Origin of the sequence: Serratia ficaria (assembly GCF_900187015.1) — a bacterium.
Lineage (GTDB): Bacteria > Pseudomonadota > Gammaproteobacteria > Enterobacterales > Enterobacteriaceae > Serratia > Serratia ficaria.
This window is the reverse complement of sequence record NZ_LT906479.1, coordinates 2,547,599-2,568,659: the sequence shown is the minus strand read 5'-3', so window position 1 is coordinate 2,568,659 and position 21,061 is coordinate 2,547,599. Positions and strand designations below refer to the sequence as shown.

The following is a 21,061-nucleotide window of genomic DNA, read 5'->3' as shown; positions in this document are numbered from 1 at the left end:
CCCTCCGCCGAGGGGCTTCCAGGGTTACCCCTTGACCTGCGACACCACGTTCAACGGTTGGGCGTCCGGCAGGATGTTCATGTGCTCCAGCACCTGCGCCATGATCTTGCCGAACACCGGGCCGGCCACCGAGCCGCCGAAGTGCTTGCCGGCTTTCGGGTTGTTGACCATCACCACCAGCGCCACCTGCGGATCGCTGGCCGGCGCCACGCCGGCGGTGTAGTTGATGTAGCCGCCGTCATATTTGCCGTTGGCGCCCATTTTCTCGGCGGTGCCGGTTTTGATCGCCAGCCGGTAACCCGGCACCGCCGCGCTCACCCCGCTGCCGCCCGGCAAGGCGTCGCTCTCCATCATGTGCACGACGGTTTTGACCGTGTCGGCCGGCAGAATGCGCTGCCCCATCACCGGCGGCGTCACCTTGGTGATCGACAGCGGGCGGTAAACGCCATAAGAACCGATGGCGGCGTATTCGCGCGCCATCTGCAGCGGCGTTACGCGCAGCCCGTAGCCGAAGGAAAAGGTCGCGCGTTCGATATCGGCCCAGCGTTCGCGGTGCTGCGGCAAATAGCCGCTGCTCTCGTTGCCGATGCCCAGTTCGGTCGGCCGGCCCAGGCCGAAGCTCTTGTACACCGTCGGCAGCACCGTGGCCGGCAGCGCCAGCGCGATATGCGACACCGCGATGTCACTGGATTTTTGCAGTACGCCGGTAATGGTCAGCTTCGACCAATGGCCCACGTCCTTGATCAGGTGGCCATTCACCCGGTACGGCGTGGTGTCCAGCACGGTGTCGGGCTTGATCAGCTTGTGCTCCAGGCCGACCATCACCACCACCGGTTTCACCGTTGAGCCGGGTTCAAAACTGTCGCTGCTGCAGACGTTGCGGATGTCCTTCGCCGGCGTATTGGCGTAGTTGTTGGGATTAAACGACGGATAGCTGGCCATGCCGAGGACCTCGCCGGTATTGACCTTCACCAGCACCGCACAGCCGGAGTCCGCCTGGTTGGCGATCACCCCGTCGCGGATCTGCGCAAACAGCACGTACTGAATAAACTTGTCGATGCTCAGCGTCACGTTCGGCGGCGGCACCGGATCCACGTTCTTCAGCACCCCGATCACCGCGCCGCTGCCGTCTTTCTGATAGACCCGCAGGCCGTTCTTGCCCTGCAGCAGATGGTTAAAGCCCAGCTCGATGCCTTCCAGCCCCTGGTTGTCCTGGCCGACGATGCCGATCAGCCCGGCGGCGTCCTGGCCCATCGGGTAAAAGCGGCTGAAGTCCTGTTCGGTGCTGACGCCGGTCAGATGCAGCTTGCTGATGTAGGCGGCGTTGTCGTCCTCCACCTTGCGCGCCAGATAGACGAAGCGTTTGCGGGCATTGTTCTGAATGATCTTCTGCACGTCCGCCAGCGGCATCTTCAGCACGTTGGCCAGGCTCTGCCAGCGTTCGTCGCCGGTGTCGGTGCGGGTGTCGATAATGTGCTTCGGATCCAGCACGATGTCGCGGGAAGAAACGCTGACCGCCAGCGCCTCATCGTTGCGATCGGTGATCATGCCGCGGTTGGTCGGCAGCACTTGGGTGCGGATCGAGCGCTGGTCCGCCTGGTCGGCCAGCTGTTGGTGCTCCAGCAGCTGCAAATAGCCGACCCTGAACGCCAGCAAAAAGAAGCAGACCAGCATGCCGGCGCAAATCCAGCCGAAACGTAATGTGGAGTAGTTTTTACCGCTCTTTTTAGTCGATGGCGCCACTGTTGTGTTAACCCTGCGTTTTTATTCGGTTTATGGTGTTATTTCAGTCTACCCTGACGGAAATATTCAGAAGATTGCAGTTTGTAAGAAAGTAAAACCAATGCCGTTTAGCCCTGCACGTCCGCACTGTCGTTTAACTGCGGTTTAACTTGCGCCGGGTCACCGGGCTGCGGCGCATTGGCCGGGTCGAAAATATGGTCGAGGATCGCCCGCGCGGTCGGCCCCGCCACCACGCCCTCGCCGCCGCCGTTTTCCAGAATCAGCGCCATCGCCACCCGCGGCTGGTCATACGGCGCGAACAGCGTATAGAAAATATGGTCGCGCAGGCGCACCGGGATCATTTTGGCGTTGTAGGTCTGGTTCTCCTTCAGACTGAAGACCTGCGAAGTGCCGGACTTGGCGGCGATGTGATACGGCGCGGTATGGAACAGCTTATAGCCGGTGCCGTTCGGCAGGTTGGCCATGCCGTACATGCCGTTGCGCACGATGCCCCAGTACGGCGATTTGGCGTCGCCGATCTGCGCCTCTCGCGCCGGCGGCTGATAGCGGCTGACCAGATTGCCCCGCTGCATGGAATACAGCAGGTGCGGCGTTTTGACCCGCCCGTCGTTGATCAGCGTGGTCAGCGCCTTGACCATCTGGATCGGCGTAGCGACCCAGTAGCCCTGCCCAATGCCCACCGACACGGTGTCGCCCTGATACCAGGGTTTTTTATGCACTTTCTGCTTCCAGTCGCGGCTGGGCAGCACGCCGCGGTACTCTTCATGCAGATCGATGCCGGTCAGTTGGCCGTAGCCGAACCGGCTCAGCCAGCTGTGGATGCGGTCGATGCCCATTTCGAACGCCACCTGGTAAAAGAAGGTGTCGGCCGATTCTTCGATGGCCTTGGTCACGTTCAACATGCCGTGGCCGGTCTTCAGCCAGTCGCGATAGCGCCGCTGGGTGCCGGGCAGCGTCCAGGTCGGCGCGCCGAAGAAGGTGGTGTTGGGGGTGATCACGCCGGCGAACAGCGCCGATGTGGCCATGTAAGGCTTCACCGTCGAAGCCGGCGGGTACAGCCCCTGGGTGACGCGGTTGATCAATGGCAGGTTCGGGTTGCTCAGCAGCGATTTGTAGGCCTTATAGCTGATGCCCTTAACGAAAGGATTGGGGTCATAGCTGGGGCTGGACACCATCGCCAGAATGCCGCCGTCGCGCGGGTCTTCCACCACTACCGCCGCGCGCTGGCCCTTCAGCACCGATTCGATGTACTGCTGCAAATGCAGATCCAGCGTCAGGTAAATGTTTTTGCCGGCCTGCGGCGGCTGCTCCTTCAGCAGGCGGATCACCCGCCCGTGGTTATCCACCTCCACCTCCTGATAACCGGTGGTGCCGTGCAGCTCGGACTCGTAATAACCTTCGATGCCCTGCTTGCCGATATTGTGATCGGCGGCGTAGTTTTCGCTCAGCCCCGCCTTATCCAGCCGCTTCAGGTCGCCGTCGTTGATTTTGGAAACATAGCCCACCACGTGCGCCAGCTGCGCGCCGTATGGATATTCGCGCTGCTGATAGGTATCGATGGCGACCCCGTCAAAACGGTACTGATTGACGGCGAAACGCGCCACTTCGGTGTCGTTCAGTCCGGCTTTCAGCGTCACCGGCTTATAGCGGCTGTTGTGGTGCATCTCGTCGCGAAAGGCGCTGATGTCCTCCGGCGTCAGATCGACGATCGGGGTTAATGCCTGCAGCAATGCGGCCATGTCGTCGATTTTGCTCGGGGTCACTTCGATCTGGTACAGGGTGATGTTGCGCACCAGCGGAATGCCGTTGCGATCGAAAATCAGCCCGCGGCTGGGGGCGATCGGCAGCATTTTGATGTCGTTCTGGTTAGAGCGCGTTTGGTAGAAGGCATGCTGCTTAACCTGAAGCCGATACAGGTTAACGATCAGCGCGCCGAAGCAGAAAATCACCAACGCCAGCGCGATGCCGGCCCGGCGGATAAACAGCATTTCTTCGGCGGAATGGTCGCGAATTTTTTCTTTTAATAGGGCCATGCGGTGCCGGATACCTTCTTGCGTCACATTTTCCCTGCTAAATCAGGGAAGTGAAAAGCCGGCAAGCATAGCGTTATTGGTTCGGCCCCCCCATTAAAAGGTTGCTAATGAAATGGCATAAATGTTTCAGCATGTTGGAATGTTACCGATGGCCGATTTTTAGCCGGTTCAGGCATTGAGCGGGCCTTTATTCCGGTGCTACAATGTGACGCAGATCACACCAAACCCACTTATTGCTCCGCATTCACCTACCGGCGCCCTGCCGGAATGCGGCTTTTGTTACCAAGGATCGAGTTCGATGAGTACCATTGCCACCGGTTTTATCATGATGCGCTGGGAGTTGCTGAGCGCCGTCATGATGTTCATTGCCAGCCAGTTAAACGTCGTTTGCCGCAAAGCCAGCCGCAACGGCATGGCGTTCATGTTCAGCAGCCTCGGGCTGTTCACCACCTTCTGGTTCGTGATGGGGCTGATGGGCATCAGCTTCAGCCTGGAAGCCTTTACCCAGTTCTGGTCCAACGCCTGGGACATGTACGTGGAAGTGGTCAGCAATACCCCGACCGACTGGCCGATGCCTTAACGAACGCTCAGACCGGCGGCCGGCTTTCATGCCTGGCCTGTCGCCGGACATTGTCTGTCGCTCATCACATCCCATTATTCCCGAATGGTTCAGTAAATAAATAAAATATAACCTGATGGTCTGAGCGCTGTCGGGGAGTATGCTGACGCCATGTAACGGCATAAGGCCAATCGGCCTGCTCCGCTCTTTCCGTTTTTATCCTCATTAATCCAGGATCCGGCTTAATAACCCACCGATGACAGTCTGGCTGATGGATACGCCCAGCGCCCCATCAGGAAATATCATGATTTCTCCTTCTGCCCGCATCGCCGCCAACAGCGTGATCGAACCGGGCGTGATTATCGGCCCCGGCGTCAGCATCGGCCCCTTTTGCGTGATTTCCGCCGGCGTGGAGATTGGCGCAGGTACGGCGATAGCCTCCCATGTGGTGATCAATGGGCGAACGCGCATCGGCCGCGACAACGTCATTGGGCAATTCTCCTCGATCGGTGAAATGAATCAGGATCTGAAACCGACCGATGACGATGTTTCGCTGATCCTCGGCGACCGCAATCGCATCGGCAGCCGCGCCACGCTGCATCGCGGCAGCCCGCAGGGCGCCCGATGCACCGCCCTCGGCAATGACAATTTGTTGCTGGATAATGTGCACATCGCCCATGATTGCCGGGTCGGCGACCGCACCCGCATCGGCAACAACAGCGGCCTGGCCGGGCACGTAACGCTGGGCGATGCGGCCTGGATCGGCGCACTGTGCGGGGTGCATCAGTTTTGCGTTATCGGCCCGCACGCGCGGTTGGCCGACGGCGCCTTTCTGGTGCAGGACCTGCCGCCGTTTATCGATGGAGGCGGCGGCGGCCACGCCAGGCCGCAGGGAGTACATCAGCTGGCGCCGGCATTTCAAACCGCCGACGCGCAACAGCAACGGGTGATCCTCAGCCTGTACGATATGCTCTACCAGCGCTCGATGGCGCTGGAAGACGTCAGGGAGCAGGTCGCCAGGCTCAGCGTGGAATACCCGTTGCTGCGCCTGTTCGCCGCGTTCTTTTCCCAATCGACTCGCGGCGTGATCCGTTGAAAACGGCGCATTACGCCTTATGGCAGCGCACCGCCGCCCCGCTCGGGCTGGCCCGCAGCGCCTGCGGCCGTTCGCAGCCTTCGCCGGCATAGGGGCAGCGCTCGCGGAAATAGCAGCCGGTCGGCAGTTGACGATTGCCCGGCAACTCTCCCTTGCGGTCTTCGATGGCGCTGTCGCTCAACGCCCGCCCGGCGCGCGGCACCGAATCCAGCAGCAGCCGGGTATAGGGATGCTGCGGCCGGCGCAGCACCTGCTCGCTGCGCCCCAACTCCACGATTTGCCCCAGGTACATCACCGCCACCCGGTCGCTCATGTGCCGCACCACCGCCACGTTGTGCGAGATCAGCACGTAGGTCAGGTTGCGCTGCCGCTGCAGCTCGACCAACAGGTTGAGGATCTGCGCCTGTACCGAGATATCCAGCGCCGAGGTCGGCTCATCCAGCACGATGATGTCCGGCGCCGAAGACAGCGCGCGGGCTATGGAGATACGCTGCCGTTGCCCGCCGGAAAACTCGTGCGGCAGCCGGTCGAGGGTTTCCGGCCGCAGCCCCACCTGCCGCGCCAGCTCAGCCGCCAACGCCTTGCGCTGCGCCGCGCCGCTGCGTTGCCGCACGTAGACCGGCTCGGTGATGATGCGCCACACCGGCAGGCGCGGATCGAGCGACGACTGCGGATCCTGAAACACCATCTGCATGCCGCCGCCGCTGGCGCGATCGTGCAGCAGTTCGCCGCTGCTCGGCTTCAACAGCCCGATCAACAGCTGCGCCAGCGTGCTTTTGCCGCAGCCGGACTCGCCGACGATGCCCAGCGTTTCGCCGCGCATAATGTTCAGATCCAGCCCGTTGAGCGCATGCACATACTCGGTCGGCTTGCCGCGCCAGTTGTAGCCGGCGGGAAAACGCAGCCGCACGTCGCGCAGTTCCAACAGCGGTTCAATATTCATTGCGCACCTCCAGACTGACCCGTTGCGGATGCCAGCAGGCCGCGCGCCGTTGCGCATCCTCAGCCAGCGGCGTTAACGCCGGGGTTTGCCGACAGCGTTCGTCGGCGTGGCGACAGCGGTTGCTGAAGGCGCAGCCCGGCGGCAGCGCGCTCAGGTTGGGCACCGTGCCCGGAATGGCCTGCAGCATGCCGCGCGGTTCGGCGCGCTCCGGCGCCGCCTGCAGCAGCCCGATCGAATACGGGTGGGCCGGATGGTTGATCACCGCCGCGGTCTCGCCGCTCTCGATCACGTGCCCGGCGTACATCACGTACAGCCGGTCGCACAGCTGCGACACCACCGCCATGTCGTGAGTGATGAACAACACCGCCGTGCCGCTGGCGCGCGCCTTCTGCTGCAACAGCCGCAGCACCTGACGCTGCACCGTGACGTCCAGCGCGGTGGTGGGCTCATCGGCGATGATCAGCTCCGGTTCGCAGGAAAACGCCATGGCGATCAACACCCGCTGGCGCATGCCGCCGGACAGTTCGAACGGATAACGCTCCATCACCCGTTCGGCGTCGGCGATCTGCATCTCGCGCAACAGCTGGATAGCCTTGTCGCGCGCCGCGCGCGCCGGCAGCCGCTGATGCAGGCGGATCACCTCGCACATCTGGCGGCCGATTTTGCGGGTGGGATTCAGCGCGCTCATCGGCTCCTGAAAAATCATCGACGCCCGCGCGCCGCGCAGTCGGCGCATCTGGCGTTCGCTGGCGTTGAGCACGTCGACGCCCAGCAGCTGCACCGCGCCGCCGGTCACCCGATACCCCTCTTCGGCCAGCAGCCGCAGGGTCATCATCGCCGTCACCGACTTGCCCGAACCGGATTCGCCCACCACGCCGACGATTTCACCGGCGTTGACCTGCAGCGAAACGCGATTCAGCGCCCGGACGCTGCCGCCGTAGACCGGAAACTCCAGCTGCAGTTCGTTGATTGACAGTATCGTTGCGTCGTTCATCAGCGCCCCCGGGTTTTAGGATCCAGCAGGTCGCGCAGACCGTCGCCGAACAGGTTGAAGCCGGTGGCGGTGATCAGGATCGCCGTGCCGGGAAAGGCCGAATACCACCACTGGTCCAGCACATAGTTGCGGCCGTTGGCCACCATGGCGCCCCACTCGGCGGTCGGCTGCTGAGCGCCGAGGCCGATGAAGCCCAGCGTGGCCGCCATCAGGATGGCGGTGCCGATATCCAGCGACGCCTGCACCACCAGCGGCGGCATGACGTTGCGCAGCACGTGCCAGGCGATCAGATGCCGGCGCGAAGCGCCAAAGGTGCGCGCCGCCTGCATATAGGCCTGATGCCGCAGCGTCAGCGTTTGCCCGCGCGCCAGCCGCACGTAAAAGGGGATGCGCACCACCGCGATCGCCAGCATGGCGTTGAACAGGCTGGGCCCGAGCGCCGCCGCCAGCGCCATGGTCAGCACCAGCGACGGCACCGACAGCATGATGTCCATGCAGCGCATGATCAGCGCATCCACCGCGCCGCCCATCACGCCGGAAAAACAGCCGAGCAGCGAGCCGATGCCGCCCGCCAGCACCACCACCGCCAGCCCGGCGGCCACCGATTGGCGGCTGCCGACCAGCACCCGGCTAAACAGATCGCGGCCCACTTCGTCGGTACCGAACCAGTGCTCGGCGGAAGGCGGCAGCAGCCGGGCGGCCAGGTCGATGGCGTCCGGGTTGTGCGGCGCCAGCCACGGAGAAAACAGCATCAGGAACAGCACCGCCGTCATGATCGCCGCGCCCAACAGCGTCAGCGGGCTGCGGCGCACCCGGTACCAGCCGCGGCGCATGCCGCCAAAGCGCGGCGCGGTTTCCGCCGCCAGCGGCCGTTCGATTTGAGACATGGTCATTACCTCTCGCGCCCCATTCTTGGGTCAATCCACAGATAGAGCAGATCGACGATCAAATTCACCACCACGTAGGCGAAGGACACCACCACCGCGAAGCCCATCACCGCCGGGAAATCCAGCGCCTGGATAGAGTCCACCACGTAGGCGCCCATGCCCGGCCAGGCGAACACCGTCTCGGTCAACACCGCGCCGTACAACAGATCGCCCAGCGCCAGCCCCAACACCGTCACCGAGGGGATCAGCGCGTTCGGCAGCGCATGGCCGAGGATCACCCGCCAGCGCGACAGCCCGTTGGCGCGCGCGGTGCGGATATAATCTTCGCCAAGCTGCTCGAGCATCGCCGAACGGATCTGCCGCGCCACCACGCCCAGGTGGACGAAGGCCAGCGTCATCGCCGGCAGGATCAGGTGCTGCAGGCTGTTCCAGAAAACCTCGCCGTTGCCGCTCAGCAGCGAATCCAACAGATAAAAGCCGGTGATGTGGCTGGGCGGGTCGAGCCAGTCGTCCAGCCGCCCGCCGCCGGGCAACAGGTCAAGCTGGCCGTAAAACAGAATGATCACCCCCAGCCCCAGCCAGAACGCCGGGGTGGAGATGCCGGTGACCGACAGCAAACGCACCAGATGATCGGGCCAGCGGTTGCGATATACCGCCGACAGCACGCCCAGCGGCACGCCCAACGCGATCGCCAGCAGCAAGGCGCAGAACGCCAGCTCCAGCGTCGCCGGGAAAAACGCCCGCAGGTCGTCAAGCACCGGCCGGCCGGTGCGGATCGAGGTGCCCAGGTCGCCGTGCAGCAGCGCCGTCAGATAACGGCCGAACTGCACGTACAGCGGCTGATCCAGCCCCAGCTGCCGGCGCATGTGCTGAACTATCTCCTCGCTGGCGCGGTCGCCGGCCAGCAGCCGCGCCGGGTCGCCGGGGATCAGGTGCGAGATGACGAAGGTGATCACGCACACCCCGAACATCACCAGCACCAGCCCCCAGCAGCGCTGGCGGATAAGTCTCCAAACGTTCATGACTGATTTCCCCTGGCGGAGGGGCGGCCAAACGGCCGCCCGAAATGCGTTACTTGCTCATCTGGCCGACGTTGAACACCTGCTCCAGCATCGGGTTATACACAAAGCCCTTCACCTGTTTGTTCATCGCCACCTGGTAGTTCTTTTGGAACAGATAAACGTAGGCCGCCTGATCGATAACGATTTTCTGCGCCGCCTGATAATCGGCGGTGCGTGCCTGCTGATCGGACACCGCTACCGCCTTTTTCAACAGCGCATCCACCTGCGGATTGCTGTAGAAGGCGCGGTTGCCCGGCAGCCCTTTTTTGTCCGACTCGAACCAGTAGTTCATGAACATGTAGGGGTCGGCGAAGTCCGGGCTCCAGTTGCCGATGGCGATGTCGTAATTGCCCTGGCCGATGCGATCGCGCAGGGTGGCGTTGGCCAGCTTCTCCAGCTTGACGTTGATGCCGACGCTCGCCAGGCTGGCCTGCACCGACAGCGCTATCGCCTCCCAGTTGGGATCGTTGACCGAATACAGGAAGCTCAGCGAGGCCGGCAGGTCTTTGACCTTCGCCAGCTCCGCCTTGGCCTTGGCCGGATCCAGGCCGTACTGCTGCGCGCCGGCATCAAAGCCCCACATGCCTTCAGGGATCGGGCCGCGCATCTGCTTGCCGTTGCCGCCGAGGATGCCCTTCACCATGCCCTGATAATCCACCGCATAGGAAATCGCGCGGCGCAGATCGACCTGGTTCAGCGGCGCCTTGCCGTTGTTCAGGTACAGGTAGGTCACGCGCAGCGACGGATACTCGTTCACCGCCACCTTGTCTTCGCTCTTCAGCGCCGCCAGTTGGTCGATCGGCAACGACTCGGCGATGTCCAAATCGCCGCGCGTCAGCTGCAAACGGCGGGTGGCGCTTTCCCCGATGATTTTCACCGTCACCCGTTTGAACGCCGGTTTGTCGCCGCCGTAGTGCGGGTTCGGCACCAGCACCAGTTGCTGGCCCTTCTGCCAGCGATCCAGCCGGTACGGGCCGGAGCCGGCGGTATGGTTGGCCAGCCAGGCTTTGCCTTCGTCGGCGGGATTGGCCTTGGCGATCGCCGGATTGACGATGCCGGCGCCGTCGTTGGCCAGCGTATAGAGGAACGGCGCGAACGGCGTTTTGAGGGTGAATTTCACCGTCAGCGGATCCACCGCCTCGACCTGCAGATCTTTCGGGAAGGCTTCCGACGGCCCCTGGCCAATCTTCATCAAGCGTTCGAACGACCATTTCACCGCGGCGGCGTTCACCTCGCTGCCGTCGTCGAATCGGTTGCCCGGCCGAAGCCTGAAGGTCCATTCCCGTTGGTCTTCCGAGGCGCTCCAGCTCTCCGCCAGCTGGCCCTCGACCTGGGTGGAGCCCTGGCCGCCCTCGGTTTTGTACTGCACCAGCCGCTGATAGGCCGGATAGGTCACCGTCCAGTCGTTGTTGTCGATGGTGACCGCCGGATCCAGCGTTTGCGGATCGGCCGCCTTGCCGATCGCCAGCATGTCTTTCGGCACCGCCGCCTGCGCCGCGCCCATCGCCGCCATGCCCAAGGTCACCGCAGCCGCCAGCGCGGCATATTTGATTCGGTTCATAACTCAGCTCCTGATGTGTGAAATGCCTGTTGTTTTAGTCGGGGGAAAAACAGCCGAAGCGATCGGCCAACAGCGGGTAATCGCCGGCGTTGGGCAGCTCAAAGTGCCACCATTCGCTGGCGATGCCGCGGAATCCGCCGGCGGCCATCACCGCGCTCAGCAATAGCCGATTGCGTTGCACCTCTGGCGAAAAGTCGGGGTAAAACGGGTGGGAACGCGCGCTCATCTCATCGAAGCCGGTGCCCATATCCAGCGCCATGCCCGCGGCGTCCTGCAGCGTGACGTCGACGGCCACGCCGCGGCTGTGATGAGAGCCGACCTCCGTCGCGGTGACATACTGCGAGTCCGGGCAGGCCAGCCACAGCAGCGCCTGCGCCTGCTGCGGGCGGTAGGCGTCGAACACCCGCAGGGAATAGCCGGCCAGCTGCGCCACCCGCAGGCAGCGCGCCAGCCCCTGCGCCGCATCGGGATGCAGCAGGCAGCGGCTCTCGCGGTAAATCGCCCGCCCGGTCAGGTTATCGGCGCTGGCGTATTTCAAATCGATGCACAGGCCGGGAAAGCGAACGGCCAGGTCCACTAGCGTTACATTGTCACTCATTGCGTTATCCCATGGCGGTTAAGATTCAAATTGCCCCAGCTCTTTCTGCAGGCTGCGGTTGTTGGCCAGCCGTTGCTCCACCGCTGCGCCGCCCTGTTCCAGCACCGAAGACAACAGCAGGTTGAACAAGCAGCTAAGCGGCGCCAGCGAATCCCAGAACTGCCCGGTGTCGGTTTTCACCTGCAGCAGATCCAGCGGATAATCGCGCGCCCACGGGCAGTAGATATCGGTGATCAGCGCCAGCCGCAGCCCGCGCGCGCAGGCCGCCCGGCAGTATTTTTGCGCGATGGTGGAATAGGCGCGGGTGTCGGTCAGCACCAGATAAGGCGCGCTGAATTCGGAGTTAAGCGACTCCACGTAGGTGCCGGACTGCCCGTCGGCGTAGTAAACCCTGGGCCGCAGGTATTCCAGGTGGCTGTAGAAGGCGTTGGCGATGCCGCGCGTCGACTGAATGCCGACCACAAACACCGCCTCCGCCTGCGCCAGCTGGCGGCCGACCTGGGCGAAAGCTTCGCTGCCCGCCAACTGATAGACGTGTTCGATCGCTTCCAGCTCCAGCGTCAACGCCTGGCGCAGCTTTTGCGGCTGCGGCTGTGCGCGCCGCTGCCGGTAGGCGCCCAGGCGATCGGTAACCCCCCACGGCTGGTACAGGGCGGCGCCCTGTTCACGCAGCGTGCGCTTCAGATGTTCGAGGTTTTGGTAGCCCAGGCTGCGCAGATAGCGACCGACCGAAATGCCGCTGGTGGCGGTGCTGCGCGCAATGCTGTCGGCGGTTTCAAACGGCACCTGCGCCAGGTTGGCCAGCAGATAACCGGCAATGCGCTTGCCGGTCGGGGTCTGCACCGCAAAAGACGCTTCTATCTGTGCGATCACATCAGGATGGTCTGCCATAGTTCGCCCGCTGTTGTTGAGTTGTCACCAAAGCCCCTTTGTTACCCGAATAACAAAGGGGGATGATGACAATGCATGGCCTGTGCCAAATGCGAAGCTGGGGGGAATGAATCACGCTCGGCGGCGTACGGCGGCGCAGAGAAGGCAGACTCTGCGTTCACAACACAGTCATCAGCTGATAACTATTGCACAACAATTGGGCGACACCCGGCGAAACGCACCACCGCGTGCCACAGATTTTCAATTTTATGACAGCGCCTGCGAAACCAATGCAAAAGTCTGCACGCCGTCGGCATCCGGGCTATGAGGCGTTCCGCGCACCATGAGCGTCGGCGTATCGATGCAAGGCAGGCCGCGCTGCGTCAGCCAGTCGCTCAGGCCGCCGTTCGGCGTATCCACCCGCACAAACTGCCCGGCGCAGGCCTGCAGCAAGGCATCAGTCAGCACGACCGCCGCCTGAAGCTGCGGCGCGATCACCGGGCCGATAAGCTGTCCATAGCCAAAACGGCGGCGTATGGCGAAGCCGAGCATTTCGCCCTGCCGCTCCAGCACCAGCGCCTGCTCGTTGCCACTCAGCAACGCCTCGAACAGCGGCCGGCGCTGCATGCCGCTGGCGGCGGCGTCCAGTGCCGCCAACGCCGCCAGATCCCGCGGCAGCGCCGGCCGCAGGCTCTGGCCGGCCGCTAAAGGCCGGGGCGCCCGCTGCGGCAGCTCGGCGCACTGGTGCTGCGCCAATGGCCCGAGCGCGGCGAACCCCAGCTTTTGATACAGCGGCCTGCCCTGTTCAGACGCCGCCAGATGCAGATGACAGGCGGGCACCGACGCCATCAAGCGGCTCATCATCGCCTTGGCGATCCCCTGGCCGCGCCAGGACGCGGCGACAATCACCAGCCCCAGCGTGGCGCGCGGGCCCCAACGCCAATGCAGCGCACAACCGATCGTTCGCCCATGGCCTACGGCAACCACACCGCCGCCCAAGGCCCAGGCCTGCCGCCAGTCTTCCAGCCGGTGCGGCCAGCGCACCTGTTGCGACAGTTCAAAGGCCGCGGCCAGGTCCGCCTGCGTCATCTCTCGCACACCGAACGTCATAAAAGTTTTCTCCTGCCCTACGCTGATTTTCGTTATAGCACCACGATCGCGCGGCCGCTGGCAACCGGCAAACTTGCGGCGAACGCCATTAGCCGTTAGGGTTAATCGTGACTTGCGTCACACTTTTGACGATGCCGCGACGGCCGCCGCCCGCGCGGCCGCCTAAGCCCGAGACAAAGTAATCCGTCTGTTTATCAACGAGCTGTATGCGATAAAACGGAGATGAAATGCTAACGCCAAATCAGCACCTGCTAATTTTCACCGATCTGGACGGCTCGCTGCTGGATCACGACAGCTACAGCTGGCGGGCCGCGCAGCCCTGGCTCGATCGCCTGGCCGCGGCGCAAACGCCGCTGATTATCGCCACCAGCAAGACCGCGGCGGAAGTCGCCCCGCTGCGCCAGCGCCTCGGCCTGCAACAGCAGCCGTTTATCGCCGAAAACGGCGCGCAGACGGTGTTCCCCGCCGGCTGGCGCGAGGCGCCGCTGCACGCCGGCGCAACCTACCCCGAAATTTGCGCCATCCTGGCCGCGCTGCGCGAACGGACCGGCTTCGCCTTTCAGGGCTTCGCCGACGCCGACGACGCCAGGGTCGCCGAATGGACCGGCCTATCGCCGGCCGAAGCGCATCTGGCGCGGCGGCGCGCCGGTTCCGAGCCGCTGCGGTGGTCCGGCACCGATGAACAGCTCGCCGCCTTTCGCACCCTGCTGGCGTTGCACGACCTGCGCCTGACGCAGGGCGGCCGCTTCCACCACGTCATGAGCCGGCAGGTCAGCAAAGGCGAGGCCGCGCGCCGATTGGTCAAACGCCTGCAGCACCGACGGCGCCGCCCCTTGACCACGCTGGCGCTCGGCGACGGCCCCAACGATATCTCGCTGCTGCAGGCCTGCGATCTGGCGGTGCTGATCCGCGGCCGCCAGGCCAAACCGCTCGCGCTGCCGGGCGAATTTCCCGGCCGGCTGTACCGCACGCGCCGGCAGGGGCCGCAGGGCTGGAGCGAAGGACTGGACCATTTTCTGTCAAACGGGGGATCTGACCATGAGTGAGTTCTATCAGGACGGCATCATCACCAACTTCCACAATCTGGCGCAGCGCGACCTGGCCGAGCTGGAGTATGAGCTGCAGGTATTTTCCGGCCGCAACAGCATGGGGCTGATACTGCCCTCGCTGTATTCCGAACTGCAGGGGCCGGCGCTGGACAAGATCGTCGACATTCTGGCGCAGGTGCCCTATCTGGAGGAGATCGTCATCGGCCTGGATCGCGCCAGCCCCGAGCAGTTTCAACACGCCCGCGAGTTTTTCTCGCGCCTGCCGCAGCGCCACCGCATCCTGTGGAACGACGGGCCGCGCCTGAGCGCGATCGCCGCGCAGCTCAGCGCCGAGGGCCTGGCGCCCAACGAGCCGGGCAAGGGCCGCAACGTGTGGTTCTGCGTCGGCTACACTCTGGCTTCGCGGCGCACCAGCTGCGTGGCGCTGCACGACTGTGACATCGTCACTTACGATCGCCGCATGCTGGCGCGGCTGCTGTACCCGCTGGCCAATCCGCAGTTCCACTACGATTTCTGCAAGGGCTATTACGCCCGGGTGGCCGGCGGCAAGCTGAACGGCCGCGTTGGGCGGCTGCTGGTGTTCCCGCTGTTGAAATCGTTGCAGAAGGTGTACGGCAACTCGGAGTTTCTCGACTACCTGCGCAGCTATCGCTACCCGCTTTCCGGCGAGTTCGCCATGCGCACGCACATTCTCAACAACCTGCGCATCCCCAGCGACTGGGGACTGGAGATTGGCGTGCTGTCGGAACTGCACCGCACCACCGCCACCAGCCGCATTTGCCAGGTGGATATCGCCGATAACTACGATCACAAGCACCAGCCGATGTCGGAAGACGACCCGCATAGCGGCCTGCAGCGCATGGCCGGCGATATCACCAAGGCGCTGTACCGCAAGCTGGCGATCCAGGGCGTGCCGATCACCAGCGATTCGTTCCGCGTGCTGCGCGCCACCTACTACCGCACCGCGCTGGACATGATCGACGCCTTTGAGCACGACGCGAAAATGAACGGCCTGGCGTTCGATCGCCACAGCGAAGAGTCGGCGGTCGAGCTGTTCTCGCGGGTGATTTCCCAGGCCGGACACGCGTTCAGCGAAAGCCCGGGCGACAAACCCTTCGTACCCAGCTGGAACCGGGTGCAGTCCGCCTTTCCGGATATTCTGCAGCGGCTGTACGACGCGGTGGAACAGGACAATCAGCAATAACCCCAGCCCGCCGCCCGGCGGGTTTTACGTTTTCTCACGCATTTCCCCCACGCCGGCTGATTAGCGGTGTTATTATTAACCTGCTCAATAATTCCCTTCTAAATTCAAAGTGGTACGACAAGTTGATGGAAGCGTGGAAAGTCAATCTGATCTCAGTCTGGCTCGGCTGTTTCTTCACCGGGCTGGCGATGAGCCAAATCCTCCCTTTTCTGCCGCTGTATGTCGAACAGCTCGGCGTTACCGGCCATCAATCGCTCAGCCTGTGGTCCGGCCTGGTGTTCAGCGGCACTTTTCTGGTTTCGGCGCTGGTTTCACCGCTGTGGGGCAGCCTGGCCGACCGCAAAGGCCGCAAGCTGATGCTGCTGCGCGCCTCGCTGGGGATGGCGGTGGTGATCGCGCTGCAGGGCCTGGCGACCAACGTCTGGCAGCTGTTTGCGCTGCGCGCGCTGATGGGGCTGACCTCCGGCTACATACCCAACGCCATGGCGCTGGTCGCCACCCAGGCGCCGCGCGATAAAAGCGGCTGGGCGCTGGGCATGCTGTCCACCGGCCAGATCACCGGGGTGATCGCCGGGCCGCTGCTGGGCGGGCTGATGGCCGACCATCTCGGCCTGCGGGTGGTGTTTTTCGTCACCGCCGGGATGATGTTCGTCAGCTTCCTGATCACCTTGTTCCTGATTAAAGAACGGCGCATCAGGGTGAAAAAGGCCGATCAGCTGAGCGGCAAGGCGGTGTTCCAGTCGTTGCCCTACCCGGCGCTGATCGTCACTCTGTTCGTTTGCACCCTGATGATCCAGCTGGCCAACTCGTCCATCAGCCCGATCCTGACGCTGTTCATTCGCGAGTTATCCGGTGATGTCAGCAATATCGCCTTTATCAGCGGCATGATCGCCGCCGTGCCCGGCATTGCCGCACTGATTTCCGCGCCGCGCCTCGGGCGGCTTGGCGACCGTATCGGCACCGCGCGCATTCTGATCGCCGCGCTGATGCTGACCACCCTGTTGTTCGCCGTCATGGCCTGGGTGGAAACCCCGCTGCAGCTGGGCATTCTGCGCTTCCTGCTGGGCTTTGCCGACGGCGCGCTGATGCCGGCGGTGCAGGCGCTGCTGCTGCGCTACTCTTCCGATCGGGTCACCGGCCGAATTTTTGGCTACAACCAATCGTTTATGTATCTGGGTAACGTCGTCGGCCCGCTGTTGGGCTCGGGCATCTCGGCGCTGATGGGATTTCGCTGGGTGTTCGCCGTTACGGCGCTGCTGGTGCTGATCAATGCGCTGCAGCTGCGCCGCCAGATAACGGCGGTGGAACGGGCGCGGGAGCGACAAGACGAGAAATAAGCGGGTTACCGTAGACAGTACTGGGACAATGACGCCCAATCAACCGTGCCAGTACTGCCTAAGGCGGGCCGTAGCCTACTAGAGGAAACGTCATTTGTGTATTTTAGTAATTAAATAAAGCGGTTTATTTATATCGGGCCGCCGGATAAGCCAGCGGCCAGAGGCGGGTTACTCACCGGGGCCAAACCCGGCGATAAACAACACGCCAAGCCCGGCGAACTGCTGTTCCATATGATCTCCTTGTGGCATCAACGCCCCTGCCGCATCTGCAGCGGAGCGAATCCGTAGGCCGCCTTGAAGCGGTTGCTGAAATGACTGGCGGAGCTGAAGCCGCAGTCCAGCGCAATCTGCGTGAGCGGCAGCCGGCTGTGGCGCAGCAGTTTTTCCGCCTGCCGCAGCCGGGCGCGCATCACGAACTGGTGCGGCGCCAGGCCGGTATCGTGCTTGAACATCCGCGCGAAGTGGAACTCGCTCAGCCCGGCCTGCGCCGCCAGATCCGCCAGCAGCAGCGGGTGGTCCAGATGGCCGTCGATATATTCTTTGACGCGTTTCGCCACCGCCGGCGCCAGGCCGCCGCGCACCCGCGGCAAGGTCCATTGCAGCTGGGTATAGCGCTGGATCATGTGCGACATCAGCAGGGTCGAGGCGCTGCTCAGCGCCAGCTGATTGGCGCGATCGCGCCAGTCGCGATTGAGCAAGAATTGGCGATACAGCAGCGTAATCTGCGGATCTTCGGCAAACGCGCGCTGTTCGACGTTGATTGACGCCGGGCTGCGATCCCAGGTTTGCTCTGCCAGCTGGCGCAGGTGGGCGTCGGTGCAGTAGAGATGCACGAAGGACAGATCGCTGCGCACGTCCCAGGTGGATTCATACTGCCGCGGCATGATGCAGAAGCGATCCGGCCCGCCGCCGTTTTTCCAGCCGCCCGGCACTTTTTGGTAGCACTCGTAGCCGTCGGCGACGTACAGGCTCAGGGTGTGGTGATCGGCGCTTTCCTGAGTGATGCGGTCGTTGCAGTTGGACCAGGCCGCCAGCTCTACGCCGGAGCCCAGCCGGATGCTGTCGTGCAGCTGCGCCTTGTGCTTGCTCAGCGTTTCAAACGCCTGATATCTGGACATTGCCGGCCCCGTTTTCCTCAATCCCTGCAGTGTAAAGAGTGGCGCCGCCGCGCACCAGTCGCCACCCCACGCTTTTGCCAAAAAAAGCGCAAGAATATGCAACTGGGCGCAAAGCGCTGAAAGCGACGGCGCAGGCAACGGCGGATACTGCGTTCATCTGTTTTTAGCGGAGTCGATTATGAACGCGCTGTTGTACCTTGCCGTGGTGTTGATTTGGGGCACCACCTGGATTGCGATTACCCTGCAGCAGGAAGCCCCGGTGGCCATTCCCGTCTCGATCGGTTACCGCTTTATGATCTCCGCCGCGGCCATGTTCGCCGTGCTGCTTCTGGCGCGCCGCCTGCGGCGCATCGCCGTGCGCGACCACCTGTTCTGCATGCTGCAGGGCTGCTGCGTATTCGGTTTCAACTTCTACTGTTTCTACCACGCGGCGGCCTATATCAGCAGCGGGCTGGAATCGGTGATTTTCTCGATGGCGGTGCTGTTCAACGCCGTTAACGGCATGCTGTTCTTCCGCCAGCGCCCCAGCGCCAACCTGCTGCCGGCGGCGGTCTTGGGCCTGACCGGCATCGTTGCGCTGTTCTGGCAGGATCTGGCGGCGAGCCGGATGGCGCCGGAGCTATTGAAAGGCATCGGCCTGAGCGCGCTCGGCACCTACGGCTTTTCGCTGGGCAACATGATCAGCGCACGCCACCAGCGGCGCGGGCTGGACATTCTCTCCACCAATACCTACGCCATGAGCTACGGGGCGATCCTGATGGCGCTGATAGCGCTGGCGCAGGGCGCCTCGTTCCAGATTGAATACAGCGGCCGCTATATCGGTTCGCTGCTGTATCTGGCGATTTTCGGTTCGGTGATCGCCTTCGCCGCTTATTTCAGCCTGCTGGGGCGCATCGGCGCCGGCGCGGCGGCCTACAGCACCCTGCTGTTCCCTCTGGTGGCGCTGACCATTTCGACGATTTACGAAGGTTACCAGTGGCACCTCAATGCGGTGATTGGCCTGTGCCTGATCCTGCTGGGCAACCTGGTGATGTTCGCCAAACCGGGCATGCTGTGGCGACGTCGTGCGGCATAAGCGGGACTGCGCGATGGTGCAGTTGCCCGCTTATGCTGGTGCACTATAGTGCACAGGGTTATTCAGTCCTTTAAAAATCAACAGGTTAAAAGTTGGCATGGTTTCTGCCTGTTCTCCCTGACGTTTTTCAACAAGGAGATCAGACAGATGCAAGAAAGCAGCACCCTAAACCTGAAACGCAGACAGCTGTTGAAACTCTCCGGGACCCTGGCCGGCGGCGTAGCGCTGGCGGGGCTGAGCCGCAGCTCGCTGGCGGACGCCATGCCCGGTTCGCCCGTCTTTACCGCCCCCACCGCCGCCAACCCCATTCGCATCAACTTCAACGAAAACCCGCTCGGCATGTCGCCCAAGGCGCAGGCGGCGGCGCGCGACGCGGTGGTAAAAGCCAACCGCTACGCCAAGGACGAGATTATCGCCCTGCGCAGCAAGCTGGCCAGCCAGTATCAGGTGCCGGAGAGCGCCATTTTGCTGACCGCCGGTTCCTCGGAGGGGATACGCGCCGCCGTGGAGGCCTACGCCACGCTGGACACCCAGCTGGTGATCCCGGCGCTGACCTACGGCGACGGCGAACACTTCGCCAAAATTGCCGGTATGAAAATCACCAAGGTGCCGATGCTCGACGGCTGGCAGTTCGACATCGAAGGGCTGAAACGGGCGGTGGCCGAGTACGGCGGCCCTTCGCTGGTGTATCTGGTCAACCCCAACAACCCGACCGCCACCATCACTCCCGCCGATCTGATTGAACCCTGGATCGCCAGCCAACCGGCCGACACGATGTTTATCGTCGATGAGGCCTATGCCGAATTCGTTAACGATGCGCGCTTCCGCTCGGTCGGGCCGATGATTAAGCAAGGCGCGGGCAACGTGATCCTGCTGAAGACCTTCTCCAAGATCTTCGCCATGGCCGGTATGCGCGTCGGTTATGCGGTGGCGCAGCCGGCGGTGATTGCCCGCCTGGCTAACCGCGTCGCCGGCGAGAAGATCAACTTCTGCGGCGTGGATGCGGCGCTGGCGTCGCTGGAGGACCAGGCTTTCATCACCTACAGCAAAAAGAGCAACGACACCTCGCGGCAAATCCTGCTGCAGGCGCTTAACGCGCTCAACCTGAGGTGCCTGCCTTCCGAAGGCAATTTCGCGTTCTTCCAGCTCGGCGTGCCGCTGGCGCAGTTTCAGCAGCAGATGAAACAGGCCGGGATCCTGGTGGGCCGCGCCTTCCCGCCGGCCGACGGCTGGTGCCGCATCTCGTTCGGCACGCCGCAGGAGATGACCTTTGTCGCTAAAACGCTGCACGAATTCCGCAGCAAGGGCTGGGTGTAAACGGGGAATATTTGCGGGCGGCTGGGAGCTTCACGCTTCTGGCGTTGCCCGCAGCATGGGGAGTAAGGCTGGGGTTTAATCCGCCAATCTTAAATGGCTCACCCCGATATATTATTCAGGTATGTGGCAACTATTACGTAACTCGTATAGATCTTGTGCTTCTTCATCCATATCTAAACTACCAAGCGAACCGAGGTCTAAGCTATATATTTTATCGCTGCCATCATTTAAATTTATGAAATATCCCAAATCACCATCCTGTCCTATCAATAGAAAGTCAGGCTCTGTTTCCTGGATGGCATATGTATTATTTCGCTCAATGATATCTTTGTAATTAAATATATAAACAGAATCTCCACGTTGGCTCGTAATTTCATATAAATCCGCATCCTGCACCTCTTCAGAGAGGAATTTTTCATATAGCGTGGGTAATTTACCTCCGGCATCACTCTCTATTTTCTTTAATTCCTTTAGAATCTCATCTTTATTCACAAAAACCTCCACAC

At 62.7% G+C, this 21,061-nt stretch carries 19 protein-coding genes; 7 read left to right on the top strand and 12 right to left on the bottom strand.

Translation table 11 applies throughout. The annotated features are described in order from the left end of the window. Positions 1–24: 24 nt before the first annotated feature. Together CKW09_RS12155 and mrdA are read right to left on the bottom strand one after the other, a co-directional pair. A complete protein-coding gene (locus CKW09_RS12155) occupies positions 25–1,743 on the bottom strand; it encodes a penicillin-binding transpeptidase domain-containing protein (protein ID WP_095097475.1) in 1,719 nt (572 codons plus the stop codon). 107 nt (positions 1,744–1,850) lie between these two features. Continuing rightward, positions 1,851–3,776, bottom strand: coding sequence for a penicillin-binding protein 2 (gene mrdA, locus CKW09_RS12150; protein ID WP_095097472.1), 1,926 nt, complete (start codon positions 3,774–3,776; stop codon positions 1,851–1,853). 298 nt (positions 3,777–4,074) lie between these two features. Here mrdA and CKW09_RS12145 point away from each other — a divergent pair, with 298 nt between their 5' ends. Both CKW09_RS12145 and lpxA read left to right on the top strand, forming a co-directional pair. Beyond that, complete coding sequence (locus tag CKW09_RS12145; protein WP_061795349.1) at positions 4,075–4,356, top strand: YjcB family protein; 282 nt, start codon at positions 4,075–4,077, stop codon at positions 4,354–4,356. A gap of 283 nt (positions 4,357–4,639) precedes the next feature. After that, positions 4,640–5,431: an acyl-ACP--UDP-N-acetylglucosamine O-acyltransferase gene (gene lpxA / locus CKW09_RS12140; RefSeq protein WP_061795350.1), complete on the top strand. Its 792-nt coding sequence runs from the start codon at positions 4,640–4,642 to the stop codon at positions 5,429–5,431. A 10-nt stretch (positions 5,432–5,441) separates the two neighbouring features. Here lpxA and CKW09_RS12135 read toward each other — a convergent pair whose 3' ends face one another. From CKW09_RS12135 to CKW09_RS12100, 8 genes are all read right to left on the bottom strand, one after another. Further along, positions 5,442–6,374, bottom strand: a complete 933-nt coding sequence (locus CKW09_RS12135) for an oligopeptide/dipeptide ABC transporter ATP-binding protein (protein ID WP_061795351.1) — start codon at positions 6,372–6,374, stop codon at positions 5,442–5,444. After that, positions 6,364–7,368 carry an ABC transporter ATP-binding protein gene (locus CKW09_RS12130; protein ID WP_095097469.1) on the bottom strand — a complete coding sequence of 335 codons (1,005 nt, stop codon included), beginning with the start codon at positions 7,366–7,368 and terminating at the stop codon, positions 6,364–6,366. Before CKW09_RS12130 ends, CKW09_RS12135 begins: the two co-directional genes overlap by 11 nt. Continuing rightward, complete coding sequence (ddpC, locus tag CKW09_RS12125; RefSeq protein ID WP_061795381.1) at positions 7,368–8,255, bottom strand: D,D-dipeptide ABC transporter permease; 888 nt, start codon at positions 8,253–8,255, stop codon at positions 7,368–7,370. The genes CKW09_RS12130 and ddpC overlap by 1 nt, the downstream gene beginning before the upstream one ends. A gap of 5 nt (positions 8,256–8,260) precedes the next feature. Beyond that, the gene (locus CKW09_RS12120) at positions 8,261–9,277 is read right to left on the bottom strand and encodes an ABC transporter permease (RefSeq protein ID WP_061795353.1); all 1,017 of its coding nucleotides are present in this window, start codon (positions 9,275–9,277) and stop codon (positions 8,261–8,263) included. 49 nt (positions 9,278–9,326) lie between these two features. Further along, positions 9,327–10,877, bottom strand: a complete 1,551-nt coding sequence (locus CKW09_RS12115; protein WP_095097463.1) for an ABC transporter substrate-binding protein — start codon at positions 10,875–10,877, stop codon at positions 9,327–9,329. A gap of 34 nt (positions 10,878–10,911) precedes the next feature. After that, on the bottom strand, positions 10,912–11,475 hold the full coding sequence (ddpX, locus tag CKW09_RS12110) for a D-alanyl-D-alanine dipeptidase (RefSeq protein WP_061795355.1): 564 nt from the start codon (positions 11,473–11,475) through the stop codon (positions 10,912–10,914). Between the two features lie 18 nt (positions 11,476–11,493). Beyond that, positions 11,494–12,366, bottom strand: a complete 873-nt coding sequence (locus CKW09_RS12105) for a MurR/RpiR family transcriptional regulator (protein ID WP_061795356.1) — start codon at positions 12,364–12,366, stop codon at positions 11,494–11,496. 246 nt (positions 12,367–12,612) lie between these two features. Continuing rightward, positions 12,613–13,455 (bottom strand): GNAT family N-acetyltransferase, encoded by an 843-nt coding sequence (locus tag CKW09_RS12100; protein ID WP_231922142.1) that lies wholly within the window; start codon positions 13,453–13,455, stop codon positions 12,613–12,615. 227 nt (positions 13,456–13,682) lie between these two features. Here CKW09_RS12100 and CKW09_RS12095 point away from each other — a divergent pair, with 227 nt between their 5' ends. From CKW09_RS12095 to CKW09_RS12085, 3 genes are all read left to right on the top strand, one after another. After that, positions 13,683–14,501, top strand: a complete 819-nt coding sequence (locus tag CKW09_RS12095; RefSeq protein WP_061795358.1) for a mannosyl-3-phosphoglycerate phosphatase-related protein — start codon at positions 13,683–13,685, stop codon at positions 14,499–14,501. After that, positions 14,494–15,708: a glycosyltransferase family protein gene (locus tag CKW09_RS12090; RefSeq protein WP_095097457.1), complete on the top strand. Its 1,215-nt coding sequence runs from the start codon at positions 14,494–14,496 to the stop codon at positions 15,706–15,708. Before CKW09_RS12095 ends, CKW09_RS12090 begins: the two co-directional genes overlap by 8 nt. A 125-nt stretch (positions 15,709–15,833) precedes the next feature. Further along, a complete protein-coding gene (locus CKW09_RS12085) occupies positions 15,834–17,045 on the top strand; it encodes a multidrug efflux MFS transporter (RefSeq protein WP_095097450.1) in 1,212 nt (403 codons plus the stop codon). Positions 17,046–17,293: 248 nt separating this feature from the next. Here the strand turns inward: CKW09_RS12085 and CKW09_RS12080 are convergent, their stop codons facing one another. After that, entirely contained in the window at positions 17,294–18,163 is an 870-nt protein-coding gene (locus CKW09_RS12080; RefSeq protein WP_095097447.1) for a helix-turn-helix domain-containing protein, read from the bottom strand. 178 nt (positions 18,164–18,341) lie between these two features. On the opposite strand from CKW09_RS12080, the gene CKW09_RS12075 reads away from it, so the two are divergent. Both CKW09_RS12075 and CKW09_RS12070 read left to right on the top strand, forming a co-directional pair. Next, on the top strand, positions 18,342–19,238 hold the full coding sequence (locus tag CKW09_RS12075; RefSeq protein ID WP_095097444.1) for a DMT family transporter: 897 nt from the start codon (positions 18,342–18,344) through the stop codon (positions 19,236–19,238). A gap of 147 nt (positions 19,239–19,385) precedes the next feature. Then, a complete protein-coding gene (locus CKW09_RS12070) occupies positions 19,386–20,555 on the top strand; it encodes a pyridoxal phosphate-dependent aminotransferase (protein WP_095097441.1) in 1,170 nt (389 codons plus the stop codon). A 111-nt stretch (positions 20,556–20,666) separates the two neighbouring features. Here CKW09_RS12070 and CKW09_RS12065 read toward each other — a convergent pair whose 3' ends face one another. Continuing rightward, positions 20,667–21,047: a hypothetical protein gene (locus tag CKW09_RS12065; protein ID WP_061795382.1), complete on the bottom strand. Its 381-nt coding sequence runs from the start codon at positions 21,045–21,047 to the stop codon at positions 20,667–20,669. Positions 21,048–21,061: the final 14 nt, after the last annotated feature.